The sequence below is a fragment of the Sinorhizobium sp. Y406 genome, from assembly GCF_058732025.1.
Window position 1 is genome coordinate 1,174,138 of the sequence record NZ_CM178974.1, and the last position, 19,416, is coordinate 1,193,553.

Sequence of the window (19,416 nt, forward strand, 5' to 3'; positions counted from 1 at the left end):
ATTCCACACGTGAGGCATGGGATTGTCCGGGAGAAATCCGGATCGTTCCGCCGGTGGGCGCAGTAAGATGCGTTCGACGCCTTGCGGAGGTTCAACCGGAAAAGGAGAATAAGGGCATGGCATTGCCTGATTTTAGCATGCGCCAGCTTCTCGAAGCAGGCGTTCACTTCGGTCACCAGACGCATCGCTGGAACCCGAAGATGAAGCCGTACATCTTCGGCGACCGCAACAACGTTCACATCATCGACCTCGCTCAGACCGTACCGATGCTGTCGCGCGCCCTCCAGGTCGTCAGCGACACCGTCGCCAGCGGCGGCCGCGTGCTCTTCGTTGGCACCAAGCGCCAGGCTTCGGAAATCATCGCTGACGCTGCAAAGCGCTCCGCCCAGTACTACGTCAACGCGCGCTGGCTCGGCGGCATGATGACCAACTGGAAGACGATCTCCAACTCGATCCAGCGCCTGCGCAAGCTCGACGAGATTCTCGCTTCCGAAGCTTCCGGCTTCACGAAGAAGGAGCGCCTGAACCTCGAGCGCGAGCGCGAAAAGCTGAACCGTGCGCTCGGTGGTATCCGCGACATGGGCGGCACGCCGGACCTGATGTTCATCATCGACACCAACAAGGAATCGATCGCCATCGAAGAAGCCAAGCGCCTTGGCATTCCAGTGGTTGCCATCATCGACTCCAATTGCGATCCGGACCAGATCGACTATCCGATCCCCGGCAATGACGACGCTTCGCGTGCGATCGCCCTTTACTGCGATCTCGTTGCCCGCGCGGCGATCGACGGCATTGCGCGTCAGCAGGGCGCTGCCGGCCGCGATCTCGGCGCCTCCGAAGAGGTTCCGGTCGAGCCGGCTCTCGACGAATCGTCCGAAGCCTGATCGGGAGGCCGGCAGCTATTGCTGCCGCACCCCTTGAATTGTTCGGACGAGGCCGTTTCTGATGGAAATCTGAACGGCCTCGTTCTTTTCAGCCGGGAATGGCGCGGCTTGATTCGAAAAAGTTTCCCGCACCGCACCATGATGGCGACGTCATCACGGTGTCACATCGACAGGCCATTCCCTGCCAAACCTTCTGGCACGGCGCCACTTTGCGGTTGGCGCGCCAGCGAAACAGATGAAGAGGCATGAAGATGACTGTTACTGCCGCGATGGTGAAGGATCTGCGCGAGAAGACCGGCGCAGGCATGATGGATTGCAAGAAGGCGCTTGCTGAAACCAACGGCGACATGGAAGCCGCAGTCGACTGGCTGCGCGCCAGGGGCATCGCGAAGGCCGACAAGAAGTCCGGCCGCACCGCTGCCGAAGGTCTCGTGGGCATCGCCAGCGCCGGCAACAAGGCCGTTGTCGTCGAAATCAATTCCGAGACCGACTTCGTCGCTCGCAACGACGCCTTTCAGGACCTCGTCCGCGGCGTCGCCAGCGTCGCGCTCGGTACGGACGGCAGCGTTGAGGCCGTTGCCAACGCGACCTATCCGGCCACCGGCAAGTCTGTGGAAGAAACCATCAAGGACGCGATTGCGACGATCGGCGAGAACATGACGCTGCGTCGTTCCGCCCTGCTCGCTGTCGAGGATGGCGTTGTCGCGACCTACATCCATAATGCCGCCGGCGATGGTATCGGCAAGCTTGGGGTTCTGGTCGCGCTGAAGTCCACGGGCGACAAGGAAGCGCTGAACGCCATTGGCCGCCAGGTCGCCATGCACGTCGCGGCGACCAACCCGCTTGCCGTGCGCCCGAGCGAGATCGATCCGGCGGTTGCCGAACGTGAGCGCAACGTCTTCATCGAGCAGTCGCGCGCTTCGGGCAAGCCGGACAACATCATCGAGAAGATGGTGGAGGGTCGCATGCGCAAGTTCTTCGAGGAAGTCGCGCTTCTCTCGCAGGCTTTCGTGATGAACCCCGACCAGACCGTTGAAGCAGCCCTCAAGGAGGCCGAAAAGAGCGTCGGCGCGCCGATCGAGGTAACGGGCATCGCTCGCCTGCTGCTCGGCGAAGGCGTGCAGAAAGAAGAGTCCGACTTCGCAGCCGAAGTGGCGGCCGCCGCCAAGGGTTGATTTCTTCTTCCCGAATGGGAAAAGCTCAGGGCATCGCGTGACAACGCGGTGCCCTTCGTGTATCCGGCATTCGTCATTGCGTCGGGCCCGCTGGAATGCACATGGAGGCGGTCGATACCACGCAATCGGGTTTTTCCTTGTTGCCGCCGTGCGTGCCTTTCGCGCATGCGTGCCGATCTGTTCAGGAGTGATGATGTCGGCCAAGCCAATCTACAAGCGCGTTCTTCTCAAAGCCTCGGGCGAAGCCTTGATGGGGAGCCAGGGCTTCGGCATCGATGTGACGGTTGCCGATCGGATCGCATCCGACATCGCCGAGGCTCGGGCCATGGGCGTGGAAGTCGGCGTCGTTGTCGGCGGGGGCAACATCTTCCGTGGCGTGGCGGTCGCCTCCAAAGGCGGCGACCGGGTGACGGGCGATCACATGGGCATGCTGGCGACGGTCATCAATGCGCTTGCTCTTGCAACATCGCTGCGCAAACTCGACATCGATACGGTGGTGCTGTCGGCAATCGCGATGCCGGAGATTTGTGAAAGCTTCTCGCAGCGCGCGACGCTTTATCATCTTTCTCTGGGTCGTGTGGTGATCTTTGCCGGCGGTACCGGCAATCCGTTCTTCACGACCGATTCCGCAGCCGCGCTTCGCGCCGCGGAAATGGGAGCGGAGGCGATCTTCAAGGGAACGCAGGTGGACGGGATCTATTCCGCCGACCCGAAGAAAGTTCCTTCTGCCACCCGCTTCGATCGGCTGACCCATAGTGAGGTCCTCGAAAAGGGATTGGCCGTGATGGACGTTGCGGCGGTGGCGCTCGCGCGGGAAAATGCCATTCCGATCGTCGTTTTCTCGATCCACGAGAAAGGCGGGTTCGCGGAGATATTGACCGGTGGCGGTCGCGCCACCATCGTGACGGATAACTGATAATCTGCGGAGGCCCGGTGGGCCGCCTAACAGAACGGGAGCTAGTATCATGAGTGAAGGTGTGGATCTGAAGGAACTGAAGCGCCGGATGGACGGGGCGATTGCCGCGTTCAAGCACGACATCGCCTCGCTTCGTACCGGCCGCGCATCGGCAAACGTTCTCGATCCGGTGACCGTCGAGGCCTACGGATCGCGCATGCCGCTGAACCAGGTCGCCAACGTCACGGTTCCGGAAGCGCGCATGCTGTCGGTTTCGGTCTGGGACAAATCCATGGTCGGTGCAGTCGAGCGGGCGATCAGGGAGGCAAATCTCGGCCTCAATCCGATCGTGGACGGGCAGAATCTGCGCATTCCGCTGCCGGAGCTGAATGAGGAGCGTCGCAAGTCGCTCGTCAAGGTCGCACATGACTATGCCGAGAAAAGCAAGGTAGCGGTGCGCCATGTCCGCCGCGACGGTATGGATGACCTGAAAAAAGCCGAAAAGGATGGCGAGATCGGCCAGGATGAGAGCCGCGCCCAGTCGGAACGCGTGCAAAAGATGACCGATGAAATGATCTCCGAGATCGACCGCTTGCTCGCGGACAAGGAAAAGGAAATCATGCAGGTCTGACCCGTGGAATTGTGAGTCTCTATTTTCGGACAGCCCATGCCAGATATCACCTTCACAAACGCGCCGGCTCACGTCGCCATCATCATGGACGGCAACGGTCGCTGGGCGAACGCGCGTGGACTGCCCCGCACGATGGGGCACCGCAAGGGGGTCGAGGCGGTCCGCGGCGCGGTGAGGACGGCTGCGGAACTGGGTATCCGTTATCTGACCCTGTTTGCATTTTCATCGGAGAACTGGAGCCGGCCCGAGGATGAGGTCAGCGATCTCATGGGCCTGCTCAAGTCTTTCGTGCGAAGAGATCTGGCGGACCTGCACCGCGAGAACGTCCGCATCCGCGTTATCGGCGACCGCACGAACCTGAGCGGCGACATCCTGCCGCTCTTGCTCGAGGCGGAAGAGACCACGATCGCCAATACGGGGATCACGCTGGTGATCGCCTTCAATTACGGGGCGCGGGACGAACTGGCGAGGGCGATGCGCCGGCTGGCCGAAGAGGTGGCCGACGGGCGTCTTACGCCAAGCGACATCACGGCAGAGCGGATCGCAGAAACGATCGACACGGCAGGCATACCCGACCCCGATCTCATCCTGCGGACGAGTGGAGAGGAGCGCCTGTCAAATTTTCTGCTTTGGCAGGGAGCCTACTCCGAATTGCTGTTCATTCCAGAACTGTGGCCGGATTTCACGCGTGAGACTTTCATCGCGGCGATCGAGAAATATTCCGGCCGTGAACGCCGCTTTGGCGGGCTGCCGCAACCGACTTTGGCGGTCGGCTCCTGATGCCGAGCGAACTGAAGCTTCGAATCGCCTCCGCGGTCGTGCTCGCCGCCGTCGCTCTGGGCGCCACCTGGGCCGGAGGCTTCGCATTCCAGCTTCTGGCCGTCGCGATCGGCCTTTTGGTCTATTACGAGTGGTCGACGATCACGAGGCTCGTCGATCGGGATTTCCGGGGCAACGCCTTCGGCTGGCTCACGCAGGCGGTCGTCGCTGTTCTGGTGCTTTTCGACCACATGCCGTTGACCCTGCCTGTGCTTGCGGGCTCGATCGCGGTTGCGGCGCTATGGGTGTCTTTCAGGAAGGCGAGTTGGTGGCTGCCTGGCGGTATAGCCTATGCCGGCCTGACAAGCATTTCTCTGGCGGCCATTCGCGGGGTGGATTATCTCGGCCTCATCGCGATGCTTTTCGTCTTCGCCGTCGTTTGGGGGACCGATATTTTCGCGTATTTTGTCGGTCGGGCGATCGGGGGTCCGAAGCTGGCCCCGGCGATTTCGCCCGGCAAGACCTGGTCGGGGGCCATCGGCGGTACGATCTGCGGCGTTCTTTCGGGCGTCGCCATCTTCATGGCGCATTTTTCGCTGCAGGACCTTCATATCGTGGCCATCGCCCTCACGCTTTCGATCGCCAGCCAGATCGGCGACCTGTTCGAATCCTTCATAAAGCGACGCTTCGGCGTGAAGGACTCGAGTCGCCTGATACCGGGGCATGGCGGCGTCATGGATCGGGTCGATGGACTGATTTTCGCCTGCGGTGCGGCATTGCTTCTTGTGTTGGGCCAGCTTCTGTTGAGTGGCGGCCGGGAATCCGCCTTCGGTTCCGTGCTGCTGGGCCTTTAGGCTGGTTGCGACGGTGGGCGGCGTTCAGAACCGGAGGTGCAGGGGAGCCTCACAGTTTCGTCATTGTCCTGTCGGTGCTTGCATGGGTTCTTAAAGCCAAAGAGAAAAAAGAGTAGGATCGTGCCGCATCACGAATTCTGGTAGCGGCCACCGCCACAGCGGATGCGTTAGGAACTGAAATGAGCCTTCTGCTTGACAATCTCCAATACACTATCCCCACTTTCCTGTTCCTCCTGACCCTGCTGGTCTTCGTCCATGAGATGGGGCACTACCTGGTCGGCCGCTGGTCCGGCATCCGCATTGTGGCCTTTTCCGTGGGCTTTGGGCCGGAACTTTTCGGCTGGACGGACCGGCACGGCACCAGGTGGAAGTTCTGCATCATCCCGCTTGGCGGTTACGTCAAGTTTTTTGGCGACCAGGACGCGGCGAGTTCGCCCGACTACGAACGGCTGGAGAGACTGGCCCCCGGCGAGCGGGGCAGGACGTTCCTTGGCGCAAAGCTGTGGAAGCGTGCGGCAACCGTTGCCGCCGGACCGATCGCCAATTTCCTGCTGGCAATTGCGATCTTTGCCGTTCTCTTCTCCATTTACGGCCGCGCTGTCGCCGATCCGGTGGTCGCTTTCGTCGCGCCCGACAGTGCAGCGGAAGCGGCCGGCGTCCAGCCGGGGGACCGGCTGATTTCCATCGACGGAACGCCGGTATCGACCTTCGATGATGTGCGCCGCTATGTCGCCGTCCGCCCGGAACTGCCGATAAATGTCCGAATCGAGCGCGAGGGCGCCACGATCGATTTGCGCATGGTACCGCAGCGCACGGAAACCGTCGATCCGCTTGGCAATAAGGTCGAAGAGGGAAAGATCGGCATCGGAACGAACCAGGAGGCGGGCAACTTCCGGATCGAGACCTACGGCCCCCTTGAGGCTGTCGGCCAGGGCGCCTTGCAAAGCTGGCGGATCGTAACCGGCACGTTCGACTATCTGGCGAATATGATCGTTGGCCGGATGAACGCCGATCAATTGGGAGGGCCGATTCGCATAGCGCAGATGTCGGGGCAAATGGCGAAGCTCGGCATCGCCGAAGTGTTGAACTTTGCCGCGGTGCTTTCGGTTTCCATAGGGTTGCTTAACCTGATGCCCGTGCCCGTGCTGGATGGCGGACATCTCGTATTCTACGCGGTCGAGGCTTTGCGTGGAAGGCCGGTTGGCCCGGCCGCACAGGAACTCGCATTTCGCATCGGCTTTGCAATGGTCCTGATGCTGACGTTCTTCGCGGCCTGGAACGATATCAACTGGCTCTTCGGCTAGAGCATTTTGCAGTCAGGCGGAATCGTCTGACGTCGCACAAATGCGGCGGAAACGAACAGATGGAGCGGTAGGGCGAACGTATCCCGCCCTGGCGCATCGGCCCGTGATCGGAACCTGCGGCAAAACGAAGCCAAAAGGCGAGACAGTCGCGGGGGCAATCCGCGAGTGTCTCCAGAACGAACGTGCCGGGGACCGAGGGGGAATTCCTGGGAATTGTCCGATCGACCGGTTCCGGTCACTTGCTTCGCAACCATTTGTTTACGATAACGCGACGCCGTAGTGGCTGTTAAGCCACGGTTCGAATTGAAGTAAACAGAAATTAACGAGCCGACTTGCTTGTATGGGAAAAGCCGGTAAAACGGCAACCGTGACCGGAGTCGGTACGGAACTGCCGCGGTACGTTGAAAAAAGGTTAGAATTGACAATGAAAGCTGGTTCAAGGTTTTTGAGCGCGGTCTCGGCGTTTGCGCTGTCTGCGAGCATGGTTGCGACAGGAACCGGTGTCGGGTTGATTGCTGGTGCGTCGGTGGCTCATGCCGCAGTGATCAACCGTGTTGAGGTGCGTGGCGCGACGCGTGTGAGCCCCGAAACCGTTCGGGCGAACATCACGATCGTTCCCGGCAGGAACTTCAGCAATGCCGACATCGATGCTTCCGTTAAGCGCCTTTATGCGACCGGCTATTTCTCGGATGTCAGCATCAGCGTTTCCGGCGGTACGCTGGTCGTCAACGTTAGCGAAAATCAACTGGTGAATCAGGTCGTCTTCAACGGCAACCGCAAGATCAAGGACGACAAGCTGCAAGCGGTCGTGCGCACGCAGCCCCTTGGCCCCTACAGCGAAGCGACTGTCGAGAACGATATTCAAGCGATCAGGGATGCCTATGCCGCGATCGGTCGTAGCGACGTCACTGTGACGACGCAGGTCGTTCCGATCGCCGAGGGGCGCGTAAACCTCGCATTCGTCATCAACGAGGGCGAGCGCACCAAGATCACCCAGATCAATTTCGTCGGCAACGAAGTCTATAGCGACGGTCGCCTCCAGTCGGTGATCGCGACGAAGGAATCCGGCATCTTCTCGTTCTTGACGCGCAAGGACGTCTATAATCCGGACAAGCTGCGAGCCGATGAGGAGCTGCTGCGCCAGTTTTACTACAATCGAGGCTATGCCGACTTCCGTGTGATCTCGTCCGACGCGGCGCTCAACGAGGCGACCAACGAATATACGGTGACGATCACGGTCGAGGAGGGGCCGCGTTACGCCTTCGGCCCGATCAATGTCGAATCGACCGTCGAAGGTATCGATGCCGAGGAGTTGAGGGGGCTGGTTCAGAGCCGCGAGGGTTCGGTCTATAAGGCCAAGGACATCCAAGACACGATGAGCGCAATCTCGAAGCGCGTTGCTTCGGCCGGCTATCCGTTTGCGCGTGTCACGCCGCGCGGCAACCGTAACCTCGCCAACAACACCATTGCCGTCGATTACCTCGTCGATCAGGGCGAGCGCGCCTATGTCGAGCGCATCGAGATTCGCGGCAACACCCGTACGCGCGACTACGTCATCCGTCGCGAGTTCGACGTGGGCGAGGGGGACGCCTTCAACCAGGAAATGATCGCACGCGCCAAGCGCCGGCTGGAGGCCTTGGGCTACTTCTCGTCGGTGAATATCTCGACCGCGCCGGGCAGTGCCGCCGATCGCGTGATCGTCATTGTCGACGTTCAGGATCAGGCCACGGGCTCGTTCGGCATCGGTGCCGGCTATTCCGCCGGCAGCGGCGGCGGCTTCCTTGTGGAAGCCTCGATCGAAGAAAAGAACTTCCTTGGCCGCGGGCAATATATTCGTCTGGCCGCCGGCAGGGGCGAAGACAGCAAGACCTACAATGTCTCCTTCACGGAGCCCTATTTCCTGGGCTATCGCCTGGCGGCCGGTTTCGACGTGTTCAAGAATGAACACGATTTCGACGACGATCACTACAGCTATAACGATCAGGGCTTCAGTCTGCGGGTAACGGCGCCGATCACGGAAAGCTTGTCGACGACGCTGCGTTACAACTATACCGAGCTTAAGTATTTCGGTGACGAGGACGAGTTGTCCTCGCCCTATGATCGGGTCATCGACGGCAGCCCGTGGACCCGTTCGTCGATATCCCACTCCTTCACCTACAACACGCTCGATGATGCCCAACTGCCGCGCGAGGGCGTCCTTGCATCGGTCACGCAGGAGTTCGCCGGTCTCGGCGGTACCTCCGATTTCTACAAGATCGCGGGTAAGGCCAGGTGGTACTACACCTTGAACGACGAGGCGGATATCATCGGCTCGCTCGCCGGTAGTGCGGGTCACCTGGTGAAGACCTCCGGATCCATGGAGGTTTTCGATCAGTTCCAGTTGGGCAGCAACGACATCCGCGGCTTCGAGCGCAACGGCATCGGTCCTCGCGTCAACAACGGTGACGCCCTCGGCGGCACGACCTATTTCACCGCCTCGGCGGAAGCGTCGTTCCCGCTGCCGGGAATTCCGCGTGACAGCGGCTTCCGCGGTGCGTTCTTCGTCGATGCTGGTACGCTTTATGGCAATGATGTCGAACTCACCGGGGCCGGCGAGTTTGCCCGCGGCACCGACGCGTCGCTGCGCGCCTCCGTCGGCGTCAGCCTGATCTGGGCATCGCCCTTCGGTCCGTTGCGTGTCGACTACGCCGTGCCGGTCGCAAAGGAAGATTTCGATAAGGTCCAGAACTTCAAGTTCGGTATCAACTCTTCCTTCTGATAAGCGCAGTCCAGAACTGCCAGATAAACGTTCTGGAGTGGCTAGGGTCAGGACCCCATGGAACAGAATTGGTTCTTTCAGCCCCATGAAGGGATTCGCCTGGGCGACTTGGCGAATCAGATAGGGGCGGAGCTCTCGGATGCGGCCGTCGCCGATCAAGCCGTTCATGCGGTGGCACCTGTCTATCGGGCCAAGCCGGGTGACATCTGTTACATGCTTTCGCGCAAGAGTCGCGATGAACTGGAGAGCTGCCACGCTTCTGCGATCATCTGCGACAAGACGATCGCTTCGCTTGTTCCCGGCCATATTCCCGTATTGCTGACGCCAAAACCGCACACGGCGTTCGCGCTTGCCGGCACGTTGCTGCACGGGCAGGCGATGCGTCCTTCGTTCAATACGAGCGAACGCGGCATAGCACCGGGGGCTTTCATCGATCCGACGGCTCGGCTGGAGCCGGGTGTTGAAGTGGAGCCTTCGGCGGTGGTCGGAGCCGGGGCGGAAGTCGGCAGCGGTACGCGGATTGGGGCCGGTGCTCTCATTGGACCGAACGTCCGCATTGGTCGCGATTGCACGATTTCCGCTGGCGCAAGCATCCTTTGCGCTCTAGTGGGCAACAACGTCATCATCCATCCCGGTGCGCGGATCGGCCAGGATGGATTCGGCTATGCGCCGGGTCCGGGCGGCGGCATGATCAAGATCGTCCAGGTCGGGCGGGTGATCATCCAGGACCATGTGGAGATCGGTGCCAACACGACGATCGATCGCGGCACCATGGACGATACGGTGATCGGCGAGGGCACGAAGATCGATAATCTCGTGCAGATCGGCCACAACGTCCGCATCGGCCGTTACTGCGGCATCGTCAGCCAGGTCGGTATCGCCGGTAGCGCGCGGATTGGCGATGGAGTGATGATCGGCGGCGGCACCGGCGTGAATGGTCATATTACAATCGGAGATGGCGTGCAGATTGCCGCGATGAGCGGGGTGGCGAGCGACGTACCGGCTGGAGAGCGCTACGGCGGAATACCGGCGCGTCCGATGCGGGATTTCCTGCGCGATGTCGCCGAGATGGCTATGCGGGCAAGCGGAAGACAGAAGAAGAAGGGTGGCAAGGATGAATGAGGCTGCGACAGTTCTCGGTACCGCGGATATTCAGGAGATCCTCAAGCTTCTTCCTCATCGCTATCCGTTCTTGATGGTCGATCGCATCATCGAGATCGATGATGACAACTCCGCGATCGGCATCAAGAACGTGACGGCGAACGAACCGCACTTTACCGGGCATTTTCCGGAAAAGCCGATCATGCCCGGCGTATTGCTGATCGAAGGCATGGCCCAGACGGCAGGCGCGATCTGCGCGCGCAAGACGGGCATCGGCAGCAATCTCGTCTACTTCATGACGATCGACAACGCGCGTTTCCGCAAGCCGGTGGTGCCCGGCGATCGCGTGGAGTTTCACGTCGCCAAGCACAAGCAGCGGGGCAATATCTGGAAATTTCATTGTGACGCAAAAGTTGACGGGCAACTGGTCGCGGAAGCTGATATCGGCGCGATGATCGTCAGCAAGGAAGACGCCTGAAAATGATTGCACCAACTGCGAAGATCCATCCGTCGTCGGTTATCGAAGACGGCGCTGTGATCGGCGAGAACGTGAAGATCGGCCCGTTTTGTCACATCGGGCCGAACGTCGTTTTGGGAGACGATATCTCGCTGTTGAGTCATGTCGTCGTGATCGGGCGCACGACGATCGGCAAGGCAACGAAAATCTTCCCCGGTGCCGTGATCGGCGGCGATTCGCAGAGTGCGCATCACAGTGCAGTGAACACCAAGCTTGTGATTGGCGAAAATTGCACGATCCGCGAAGGCGTGACGATGAACACCGGCACGGTCGAACATGGCGGCACCACAGTCGTTGGCGACAACAACCTGTTCCTCGCCTATTCGCATGTCGCCCATGATTGCCGTCTCGGGAACAACATTATCCTGTCGAACAACGTGATGCTCGCCGGCCATGTCACGGTCGAGGATCGGGCCATCCTCGGCGGCGGTTCGGCCGTCCACCAGTTCACCCGTGTCGGCCGTCAGGCCTTTGTCGGCGGGCTGTCGGCGGTGAGCTACGACGTCATCCCCTATGGCATGCTGAATGGCAATCCGGGTGTGCTGAGCGGCCTCAACGTCGTCGGAATGACGCGCGCAGGGATCGACCGCCAGACGATTCACGCGGTGCGGCGGTGCTACAAGCAGATTTTTGAGGGGCCGCAATCCATCCGCGCCAACGCCGCGGCAGTTCGCGAGGCGTATCTCGATTGTCCGCCGGCGATCGAGATCCTCGATTTCATCGCTGCCGAAAGCGATCGCGCGCTGTCGTCGCCGAATCGCAGCAGCAAGGGCTGATCGCAATGGCGGTGCATGGCCTGCCGCAGGCGAAGGGCAGGCTCGCCATCATCGCCGGCGCCGGCGCGTTGCCGCACCATGTCGCCGAAGCGGTGCGCAGGCAGGGAGAGGACCCTTTCATCATCGCTCTGTCTCGCGAGGCGGATGCCGATTGGACCGGTTTCGATCATTCGACGCTCGCGATCGGCGATTTCGCAGCGATCAGCCGAACTTTTGCGACAGAAGGCATCGACCGCGTGGTGCTTTCCGGTGCGGTTCGGCAGCGTCCGGAATGGCGCGACATCCGGCCGACCCTGAAGACGCTCGCGAAGGTCCCGAGCGTCCTCAGAACGCTGGTTTCGGGCGGCGACGACGCGGTGCTGCGCATGGCAATGGAACTTATAGAAGTGAGCGGCGCCCGAATCATCGGTGCTCATGAGGTGGTTCCGGATCTGCTGGCACATGCCGGCCCGATCGGCGCGCATGCGCCGGCCGACGAGGATCGTCGCGACATAGCTGCCGGGATGGCCGCTGCCGAAGCATTGGGCGCGCTCGACGTCGGGCAGGGCGCCGTCGCGGTCGGCGGAAGGGTGGTGGCGCTCGAGGGGGCTGAAGGAACCGATGACATGCTGGCGCGGGTCGCTGCGCTCAAGGCAGGCGGCCGTGTGTCGGCGCGGCGCCGAGGCGTCCTCGTGAAGCTCTGCAAGCCGCAACAGGACGAGCGTGCCGATCTGCCGACGATTGGTCGCTCGACCGTCGCGGCCGCCGAGGCAGCAGGTCTGGCCGGCATCGCGGTCGAAGCCGGGCGTGCGCTCGTCGTCGAACGCCGAGAGGTCGTCGAGGCTGCGAATCGCAATGGCCTCTTCATCATCGGCATCGAGCGCGAGGGTCGGGGGGGCAGGCCGTGACGGTTCGCCGTTACAAGCTGGCGGTCATTGCCGGAGAAGTTTCGGGGGATCTGCTCGGCGCTGACCTGGTCCGCGCGCTTCGCGGACGTGTCGCAGGAGCCGTCGATCTCGTCGGCGTCGGTGGTGAGGCATTGGAAGCCGAAGGCCTCGGCTCGCTGTTCGACTACTCCGAATTGTCGATCATGGGATTTTCGCAAGTGCTCGCCCGGCTGCCGAAGCTTCTTCAGCGCTTCCGCCAGACCGCGCTTGCCATCATCGCCGCGCGCCCGGACGCATTGCTGATCATCGACAGCCCCGACTTCACCCACCGGGTGGCGGGGCGGGTGCGTGCCGCACTGCCGGACCTGCCGATCATCGACTATGTCTGTCCGAGCGTCTGGGCTTGGAAGCCGGAACGCGCCCCACGGATGCGCGCCTATGTCGATCATGTGCTTGCGGTGCTGCCCTTTGAACCGGAGGTGATGCGCAACCTCGGCGGTCCGCCGACCACCTATGTCGGGCACAGGCTGGCCTCGGACGTCAACCTACTCGCGGTCCGGGAAGAGCGGCGTGCGAGGCAGCGGTCAGGGGAGGCCAGCGCGCCCAAGACCTGCCTTTTGCTCCCTGGCTCACGCGCCGGCGAGGTCAGCCGCCTGCTGCCGATCTTCCGCGAAACCGTCGAGGAACTGGCACAGCGCCACGGAGACATGCGCTTCCTGCTGCCGACAGTTCCTCGCCAGGAAGGCCGCGTGCGGGCGTTGACGACGTCCTGGAAGGTCCAGCCGGAGATCTCCGTTACGGCGGACAAGAAGTGGCAGGCCTTCGCCGAGGCGGACGCTGCGCTTGCCGCGTCGGGCACCGTTATTCTTGAACTGGCGCTTGCCGGCGTGCCGGTCGTGTCGACCTATTATGCGGATTGGCTCGTCACTTTGCTGCACAGCCGGATCCGGATTTGGACTGCGGCACTGCCGAACCTGGTTGCCGATTTCCCCGTCGTCCCGGAATATTTCAACAGGGCGATCCGTCCGGCGGTCTTGACGCGGTGGATCGAACGGCTGTCCGGCGACACGGCTCAGCGGCAAGCCATGCTCGACGGCTTCGCGATCGTGCAGGAGCGTATGGCGACGGCTCGACCGCCGGGCGAAAGCGCGGCGGATATCGTCTTTGATTATCTCCAAGGCAAAAAGCCCGGCCATTTCTGACCGGGCTCTTTGATTTGATTTGAGCGGTGCTACAGCGCCGCGCGTCTCTCGCCTGTGCTCAGCGCTTGGAGAGCGGCACGTAGTCGCGCAGAGACGCGCCGACATAGAGCTGGCGCGGGCGACCGATGCGCTGTTCCGGATCCTCGATCATCTCGTTCCACTGGGCAATCCAGCCGACGGTCCGGGCAAGGGCGAAGAGCACGGTGAACATCGTAGTGGGGAAGCCCAGCGCCTTGAGCGTGATACCGGAATAGAAGTCGATGTTCGGATAGAGCTTCTTCTCGATGAAGTACTCGTCGGTAAGCGCAATGCGCTCGAGTTCCATCGCGACCTCGAGCAGCGGGTCGTCCCTGTGGCCGAGTTCCGCCAGGACCTCATGGGTCGTCTTCTGCATGATCTTGGCGCGCGGGTCGTAATTCTTGTAAACCCGGTGGCCGAAGCCCATTAGGCGGAACGGATCGTTCTTGTCCTTGGCGCGCGCGATATATTCGGGGATGCGGTCGACCGAGCCGATCTCGGCGAGCATATTGAGTGCGGCCTCATTGGCGCCGCCATGGGCCGGACCCCAAAGGCAGGCAATACCGGCGGCGATGCAGGCGAACGGATTGGCGCCCGACGAGCCGGCAAGGCGCACCGTCGAGGTCGAGGCGTTCTGCTCATGATCGGCGTGCAGAATGAAGATGCGGTCCATGGCGCGCGCCAGCACCGGGTTCACCACGTATTCCTCGCAAGGCACGGCAAAGCACATGCGCAGGAAATTCGAGGCATAGTCAAGATCGTTCTTCGGATAGATGAACGGCTGGCCGACGTGATACTTGTAGGCCATCGCCGCGATGGTCGGCATTTTCGCGATCATCCTGAGCGACGCGACCATGCGCTGGTGCGGGTCGGTAATGTCGGTGGAATCGTGGTAGAAGGCCGAGAGAGCACCGACACAGCCGCACATCACGGCCATCGGATGGGCGTCGCGACGGAAGCCGGTGAAGAAGCGCGACATCTGCTCGTGAACCATCGTGTGATGGGTGACGCGGTAGTCGAAGTCGTCCTTCTGCGCCTTGGTCGGCAGTTCGCCGTAAAGCAGGAGGTAGCAGACTTCAAGGAAGTCACCGTGCTCGGCCAGCTGTTCGATCGGGTAACCGCGATGAAGCAACACGCCCTCGTCGCCATCGATATAGGTGATCTTGGACTCGCATGATGCCGTCGACGTGAAACCCGGATCGTAGGTGAACATCTTGGTCTGTTGGTAGAGCGAACCGATGTCCACGACGTCCGGTCCGATGGATCCCGATCTCACTGGCAGGTCCGCTGCCTTTCCATCGATGGTTACCGTGGCGTTTTTTCCTGACATGGGACCCTCCGTCTTATGGCGCCGCGGCATATGCCTATGCCACGAGATTGAACGTTGCGAGTTTGCTATATGATTTACTTTCGGCTGCCAAGCTGTACGAAAGGCAAATGGTGCGATGCGAAAATAGGCATATGGCGACGCAACAATCGCATCTTACGGCAACATGTCAAATGAGAGCAACGATCGCGAAGCTGATAGTGCGGTACCATTCTTTATAGGCTTGCCTCTTTTTTGGGCGGTTAGTCTCCCGGTTGCAATGTGAGTTCCCGGGTTGCAGGATCAGTCCCGACAGGCAGAAAGGGCAGCGAAGGAAATGGGGGAGGGGCGGGCACGGACGGTGATGCGCGATGCGGAGCGCCTCGCATGGCGCTTGACGGATCGCCTAACCTTCGTTCGGGATGCCGGACTGCCTGGGAATCGGGCCGATCCCGGCCCTCCCTCGAGACGCAATCATTCATTCGCCGCCGATCGCGGCCGTTCGATAGCCGAATCCACCTCCCGCAGCCTGCGCGCCGCCATTGAGCGGGAAGCGGAATTTGGCCATGGCTTCGCATTGATACCGGTCCTGCTCGCGCTCGGTTGCCTCGCATGGTTCACATCGGCGGAAAGCATCGGAATTGCCAAACTTGCAGTGCTGCTCTGCGTTTTCGGCATGTCTGCGCTCTTGTGCCGTGGCCGCTTCCGCACGCTGCGGCCACTCGCGCTGGCGCCTCTGCTTTTCCTCACCGGCATGCTGTTGGCCGCGATGGAAACGGCCCGGCTGGATACCGTCATTCTCGATGGTCCGGTGACCACCAACCTTCGCGGGACCGTTCTGTCGCGGGAGCAGGACGACAAAGGGCGGTGGCGATACCTGATCGAGATCGGCGAAACATCCGGGCCGCGGCTGCGCAGGCCTCCGGCCAGGGCGACGCTCATGGCGCGCAGCCGCCACGAAGCCTTTCCGGTCGGCTCGGCCATCGAGGGCAGGGCGCGTCTCTCGCCGCCTTCCGGCCCGGCATTGCCCGGGCTTAACGATTTCGCATTCGATGCCTATTTCAACGGGATCGGCGCAGTTGGGTTCTTCTACGGCGCGCCCCGGGCATTCGTGGACGACAAGAATGGCGGCGGGGCAAACGTCGCCACATCGTTGCGGACCTATCTTGCGGTGGCACGCGAAGAACTGGGCAGCCGCCTACGGTCGACGATCGGAGGCGATGCCGGCGCAATCGCAGCCGCACTTGTGACCGGCGAGAAGCGCGCCATCAGCCGTGAGACGGTCGAGGCGATGCGTGCCGCCGGCCTGTCGCACATACTTGCGATCTCCGGGCTCCACATGGTGCTGGCGGCAGGGACCTTCCTCGTCGGCGTGCGGACGCTGTTGAGCTTGATCCCCGGCTTTGCGGAGAAGCGTTCCATCAAGAAGATCGCGGCCGGCGGCGCGCTTCTAATGGCCTTTCTCTACATGCTGATCTCCGGCGGAGCCGTGTCGGCATTGCGGTCCTGGATCATGATCTCGATCATGCTCGTTGCCGTCTTTTTCGATCGTGTCTCGATCAGCCTGCGCAATGTGGCGCTGGCGGCCCTCGTCATCATTGCCTGGACGCCCTCCGCCACGGCCGGTGCCGGATTTCAGATGTCTTTTGCGGCAACGCTTGCGCTGGTCGCCGGTTATGCCCGCTGGCGCGACCACAAGCTGCGGCAGCGGGAGAAAAAGGGGCGCCGCGCATCCTTTGGGGCGGTACCCGGTTTCATCGTCGCCACGACTGCAACCTCTCTCATCGGCGGCTTGGCGACGGCCATCTATGCCGCGTCCTATTTTCACAGGCTGCCGGCCTACGGGCTGCTCGCCAACGTCGTTGCGGCGCCGCTGGTCAGTATCCTCGTCATGCCGTTCGCTTTGTTCGCAATGCTGCTCATGCCCTTTGGGCTCGAACGCTATCCCTTGATGGTCATGGGGCAGGGCTTGGACTGGATGATAATGGTCGCGCGATACGTCGCGGCGCTGGACAGCGAATGGGTGACGGGCCGCATAGGCGCGGCCGGCTTCTTCTTGATCGCCATGGGCGGTGTCCTGCTCTGTGTGCTGAGGACACGATTGGCGTTCGCCGGTGCAGGGCTGGTCCTCCTGGGGGGAGCGGCCATCGCGCTCGAACGCCTGGCGGAACGGCCCTCGATCGTGATATCGGAGGACGGTCAACTGGTCGGCCTCCTCGTCGAGGGCGCGATCGCCACAAACCGGGGGAGGCCGCCGGAGTTCATCTTCTCGCAATGGCAGCGGGCGCTCGCTCTCGACCGCCATGTGCCGCCGACGGATCTCTCAGCTCGCGCCGCTTCCGGGTATGACGCTGCGCCGAAACCGAAGGAGGCGGTTGGAGGAGGAGGCTTGAACGCAATGGCGAGTGCCGCCGAGGCTGTGACGGCGCTCTCGGCGGCGAAGCCCGGCACTTTCTCTTGCCGCAAGGATGAGTGGTGCATTGGCCGAAGCCGGGAGGGCTGGGCAATTGTCGTCATCGACGCCGCGGAGCTCTTCCCGGCCTTGTGCGGACGCGCCGATCTGGTAGTCGCCGCCACGCGTCGGCCGCTCGCTGCCTGCCCATCGGGTCGCGCGCTGGTCGTGACGGGCGATTCCTTGCGGCGGAGCGGGGCAATCGAGATCCATGCCGATCATGGCAAGCCTGGCGCATCGCCACAGATGCGCGTCGTCAATTCGTTTCGGTCCACACAGCGGCCGTGGGAGCGCCATCGCCGCTACGATTGGCGCAGCGGCACCTTCTTTTCCGAGCAACTGCCTCCTTGACGAAAGCGTCGGAACGATCGCAACACCGCGCCTAAGTCTGCGTCACTAATCTTGATTATTTAACTCCACAAATCCTTGTCATCGCCCTGCGGTTTGTCGTAAGGATGTGCCAATGGATGGTGCCCGCGCCCGTGATTGTCGCGGCAAGCAAAGACAAAATGAGGAATGGGATGGCGAATCGGAGCCGACCGATATTGAACGTCCTGATTGCGACGACGCTCGCCATTCTCCTGGCCGGCCCCGCCGCGAAAGGATTGGCGCAGACGGTGGCGCCCGCGCCGCTCGGCGAACAGCCGGCACTGCCCGCCGCCCCGATGCCGAATGTGCCGCTCGACATCCAGACGGCCCAGGCGCCGGTTCTTCCGCACGACCTTTCGCCAATCGGCATGTTCCTTGCAGCCGACGTCGTCGTTAAGGGTGTGATGATCGCCTTGGCGCTGGCCTCTGTCGCAAGCTGGACGATCTTCCTCGCGAAGACGCTTGAACTGGCGCAGGCGAAATCGCGGCTGACGCGCTCGGTGCAGGTCCTGACTGCGGCAAACGGGCTGGCGGACGTGAAGATGGACCTTGGCCGCAGGGCCGGCATTGCCGCGGATATGGTGGCTGCAGCGCGCGACGAGATGGTCCGCTCGGAGCCGGTGCTCGACCATACGCCGGCCGCCGGCGTCAAGGAGCGCATATCGTCGCTGCTCAACCGCATCGAGGTTCGCGCCGGCAAGCGCATGAGCATTGGCACCGGCATCCTGGCGTCGATCGGCTCTGTCGGTCCCTTCGTCGGCCTCTTCGGGACCGTCTGGGGAATCATGAATTCCTTCATCGGCATCAGCAGGGCGCAGACGACCAATCTGGCGATCGTCGCACCGGGCATTGCCGAAGCGCTGATGGCCACCGCGATCGGTCTTGTCGCCGCCATTCCGGCGGTGCTGATCTACAACTATTTCGCCCGCTCCGTCAGCGGTTATAGACTGATCCTTGCGGATGCCGCTGCCGCCGTCGAGCGCCTGGTGAGCCGCGATCTCGACCATCGTCAAAGCCGCGAGGCGCAGCCGCGCCGGCAGGAGGGTTATGCCCCTGGCGCCGACACCGCATTCGCCAGAATTGGATAACGGCCATGGCGGGAAGGATTTCCGAAGACGGCGGCGAGCTCGACGAGAACAGCGAGATCAACGTCACGCCCTTCATCGACGTCATGCTCGTTCTCTTGATCATCTTCATGGTTGCCGCCCCGCTAGCAACGGTCGACGTGAAGGTGGATCTGCCGCAATCCGCCGCAAAACCGACGCCGCACGACGACAAGCCGGTTTTCGTGACGCTGAAATCCGATCTCACCCTGGCGGTCGGCAATGAGGAAGCGGCCCGCGAGACCTTCTCCTCCGTGCTCGACCGGGTCAGCGGTGCGAACAGGGAAAGACGCGTTCTCCTGCGCGCAGACCGGCTGGTCGACTACGGCGAGCTCATGGCGGTGATGAACCTTATCCAGAGGGCCGGCTACAGCAGGATCGCTCTGGTCGGTCTCGAGGCGGCGCCTGCGCCCTGACGAACAACGCGTCGCGTTGCGCCCTTTGCG

General features: G+C 62.0%; 17 protein-coding genes. 16 read left to right on the top strand and 1 reads right to left on the bottom strand.

The window, feature by feature from the left end:
• Positions 1–116: 116 nt before the first annotated feature.
• The 13 genes from rpsB to lpxB all read left to right on the top strand — a co-directional run bounded on the left by rpsB (position 117) and on the right by lpxB (position 13,722).
• Entirely contained in the window at positions 117–884 is a 768-nt protein-coding gene (rpsB, locus tag AC4P1R_RS05675) for a 30S ribosomal protein S2 (protein WP_069457820.1), read from the top strand.
• A 251-nt stretch (positions 885–1,135) separates the two neighbouring features.
• Positions 1,136–2,059: a translation elongation factor Ts gene (tsf, locus tag AC4P1R_RS05680; protein ID WP_069457942.1), complete on the top strand. Its 924-nt coding sequence runs from the start codon at positions 1,136–1,138 to the stop codon at positions 2,057–2,059.
• Between the two features lie 193 nt (positions 2,060–2,252).
• Entirely contained in the window at positions 2,253–2,975 is a 723-nt protein-coding gene (pyrH, locus tag AC4P1R_RS05685; protein WP_069457819.1) for a UMP kinase, read from the top strand.
• A gap of 49 nt (positions 2,976–3,024) precedes the next feature.
• A complete protein-coding gene (frr, locus tag AC4P1R_RS05690; protein WP_069457818.1) occupies positions 3,025–3,585 on the top strand; it encodes a ribosome recycling factor in 561 nt (186 codons plus the stop codon).
• 36 nt (positions 3,586–3,621) lie between these two features.
• Positions 3,622–4,365, top strand: coding sequence for an isoprenyl transferase (locus AC4P1R_RS05695; protein WP_069457817.1), 744 nt, complete (start codon positions 3,622–3,624; stop codon positions 4,363–4,365).
• Positions 4,365–5,198 carry a phosphatidate cytidylyltransferase gene (locus AC4P1R_RS05700; RefSeq protein ID WP_069457816.1) on the top strand — a complete coding sequence of 278 codons (834 nt, stop codon included), beginning with the start codon at positions 4,365–4,367 and terminating at the stop codon, positions 5,196–5,198. The genes AC4P1R_RS05695 and AC4P1R_RS05700 overlap by 1 nt, the downstream gene beginning before the upstream one ends.
• A gap of 179 nt (positions 5,199–5,377) precedes the next feature.
• On the top strand, positions 5,378–6,502 hold the full coding sequence (gene rseP / locus AC4P1R_RS05705) for an RIP metalloprotease RseP (RefSeq protein WP_069457815.1): 1,125 nt from the start codon (positions 5,378–5,380) through the stop codon (positions 6,500–6,502).
• A gap of 424 nt (positions 6,503–6,926) precedes the next feature.
• Entirely contained in the window at positions 6,927–9,260 is a 2,334-nt protein-coding gene (gene bamA / locus AC4P1R_RS05710) for an outer membrane protein assembly factor BamA (RefSeq protein WP_492177482.1), read from the top strand.
• Between the two features lie 57 nt (positions 9,261–9,317).
• Positions 9,318–10,382, top strand: coding sequence for a UDP-3-O-(3-hydroxymyristoyl)glucosamine N-acyltransferase (gene lpxD / locus AC4P1R_RS05715; RefSeq protein ID WP_069457813.1), 1,065 nt, complete (start codon positions 9,318–9,320; stop codon positions 10,380–10,382).
• Entirely contained in the window at positions 10,375–10,839 is a 465-nt protein-coding gene (gene fabZ, locus AC4P1R_RS05720) for a 3-hydroxyacyl-ACP dehydratase FabZ (RefSeq protein WP_069457812.1), read from the top strand. The genes lpxD and fabZ overlap by 8 nt, the downstream gene beginning before the upstream one ends.
• Positions 10,840–10,841: 2 nt before the next feature.
• Positions 10,842–11,654 carry an acyl-ACP--UDP-N-acetylglucosamine O-acyltransferase gene (gene lpxA / locus AC4P1R_RS05725; protein WP_069457811.1) on the top strand — a complete coding sequence of 271 codons (813 nt, stop codon included), beginning with the start codon at positions 10,842–10,844 and terminating at the stop codon, positions 11,652–11,654.
• Positions 11,654–12,541 carry an LpxI family protein gene (locus AC4P1R_RS05730; protein ID WP_069457941.1) on the top strand — a complete coding sequence of 296 codons (888 nt, stop codon included), beginning with the start codon at positions 11,654–11,656 and terminating at the stop codon, positions 12,539–12,541. The genes lpxA and AC4P1R_RS05730 overlap by 1 nt, the downstream gene beginning before the upstream one ends.
• The gene (gene lpxB, locus AC4P1R_RS05735) at positions 12,538–13,722 is read left to right on the top strand and encodes a lipid-A-disaccharide synthase (protein WP_492177483.1); all 1,185 of its coding nucleotides are present in this window, start codon (positions 12,538–12,540) and stop codon (positions 13,720–13,722) included. Before AC4P1R_RS05730 ends, lpxB begins: the two co-directional genes overlap by 4 nt.
• 58 nt (positions 13,723–13,780) lie before the next feature.
• On the opposite strand, the gene gltA is transcribed toward lpxB, so the two are convergent.
• Positions 13,781–15,070 carry a citrate synthase gene (gene gltA, locus AC4P1R_RS05740; protein ID WP_069457809.1) on the bottom strand — a complete coding sequence of 430 codons (1,290 nt, stop codon included), beginning with the start codon at positions 15,068–15,070 and terminating at the stop codon, positions 13,781–13,783.
• Between the two features lie 313 nt (positions 15,071–15,383).
• Here gltA and AC4P1R_RS05745 point away from each other — a divergent pair, with 313 nt between their 5' ends.
• From AC4P1R_RS05745 to exbD, 3 genes are all read left to right on the top strand, one after another.
• A complete protein-coding gene (locus AC4P1R_RS05745) occupies positions 15,384–17,849 on the top strand; it encodes a ComEC/Rec2 family competence protein (protein ID WP_492177723.1) in 2,466 nt (821 codons plus the stop codon).
• A 170-nt stretch (positions 17,850–18,019) separates the two neighbouring features.
• Complete coding sequence (gene exbB / locus AC4P1R_RS05750) at positions 18,020–18,955, top strand: tonB-system energizer ExbB (protein ID WP_069457940.1); 936 nt, start codon at positions 18,020–18,022, stop codon at positions 18,953–18,955.
• A 5-nt stretch (positions 18,956–18,960) separates the two neighbouring features.
• Complete coding sequence (gene exbD / locus AC4P1R_RS05755; RefSeq protein WP_069457807.1) at positions 18,961–19,386, top strand: TonB system transport protein ExbD; 426 nt, start codon at positions 18,961–18,963, stop codon at positions 19,384–19,386.
• Positions 19,387–19,416 lie beyond the last annotated feature (30 nt).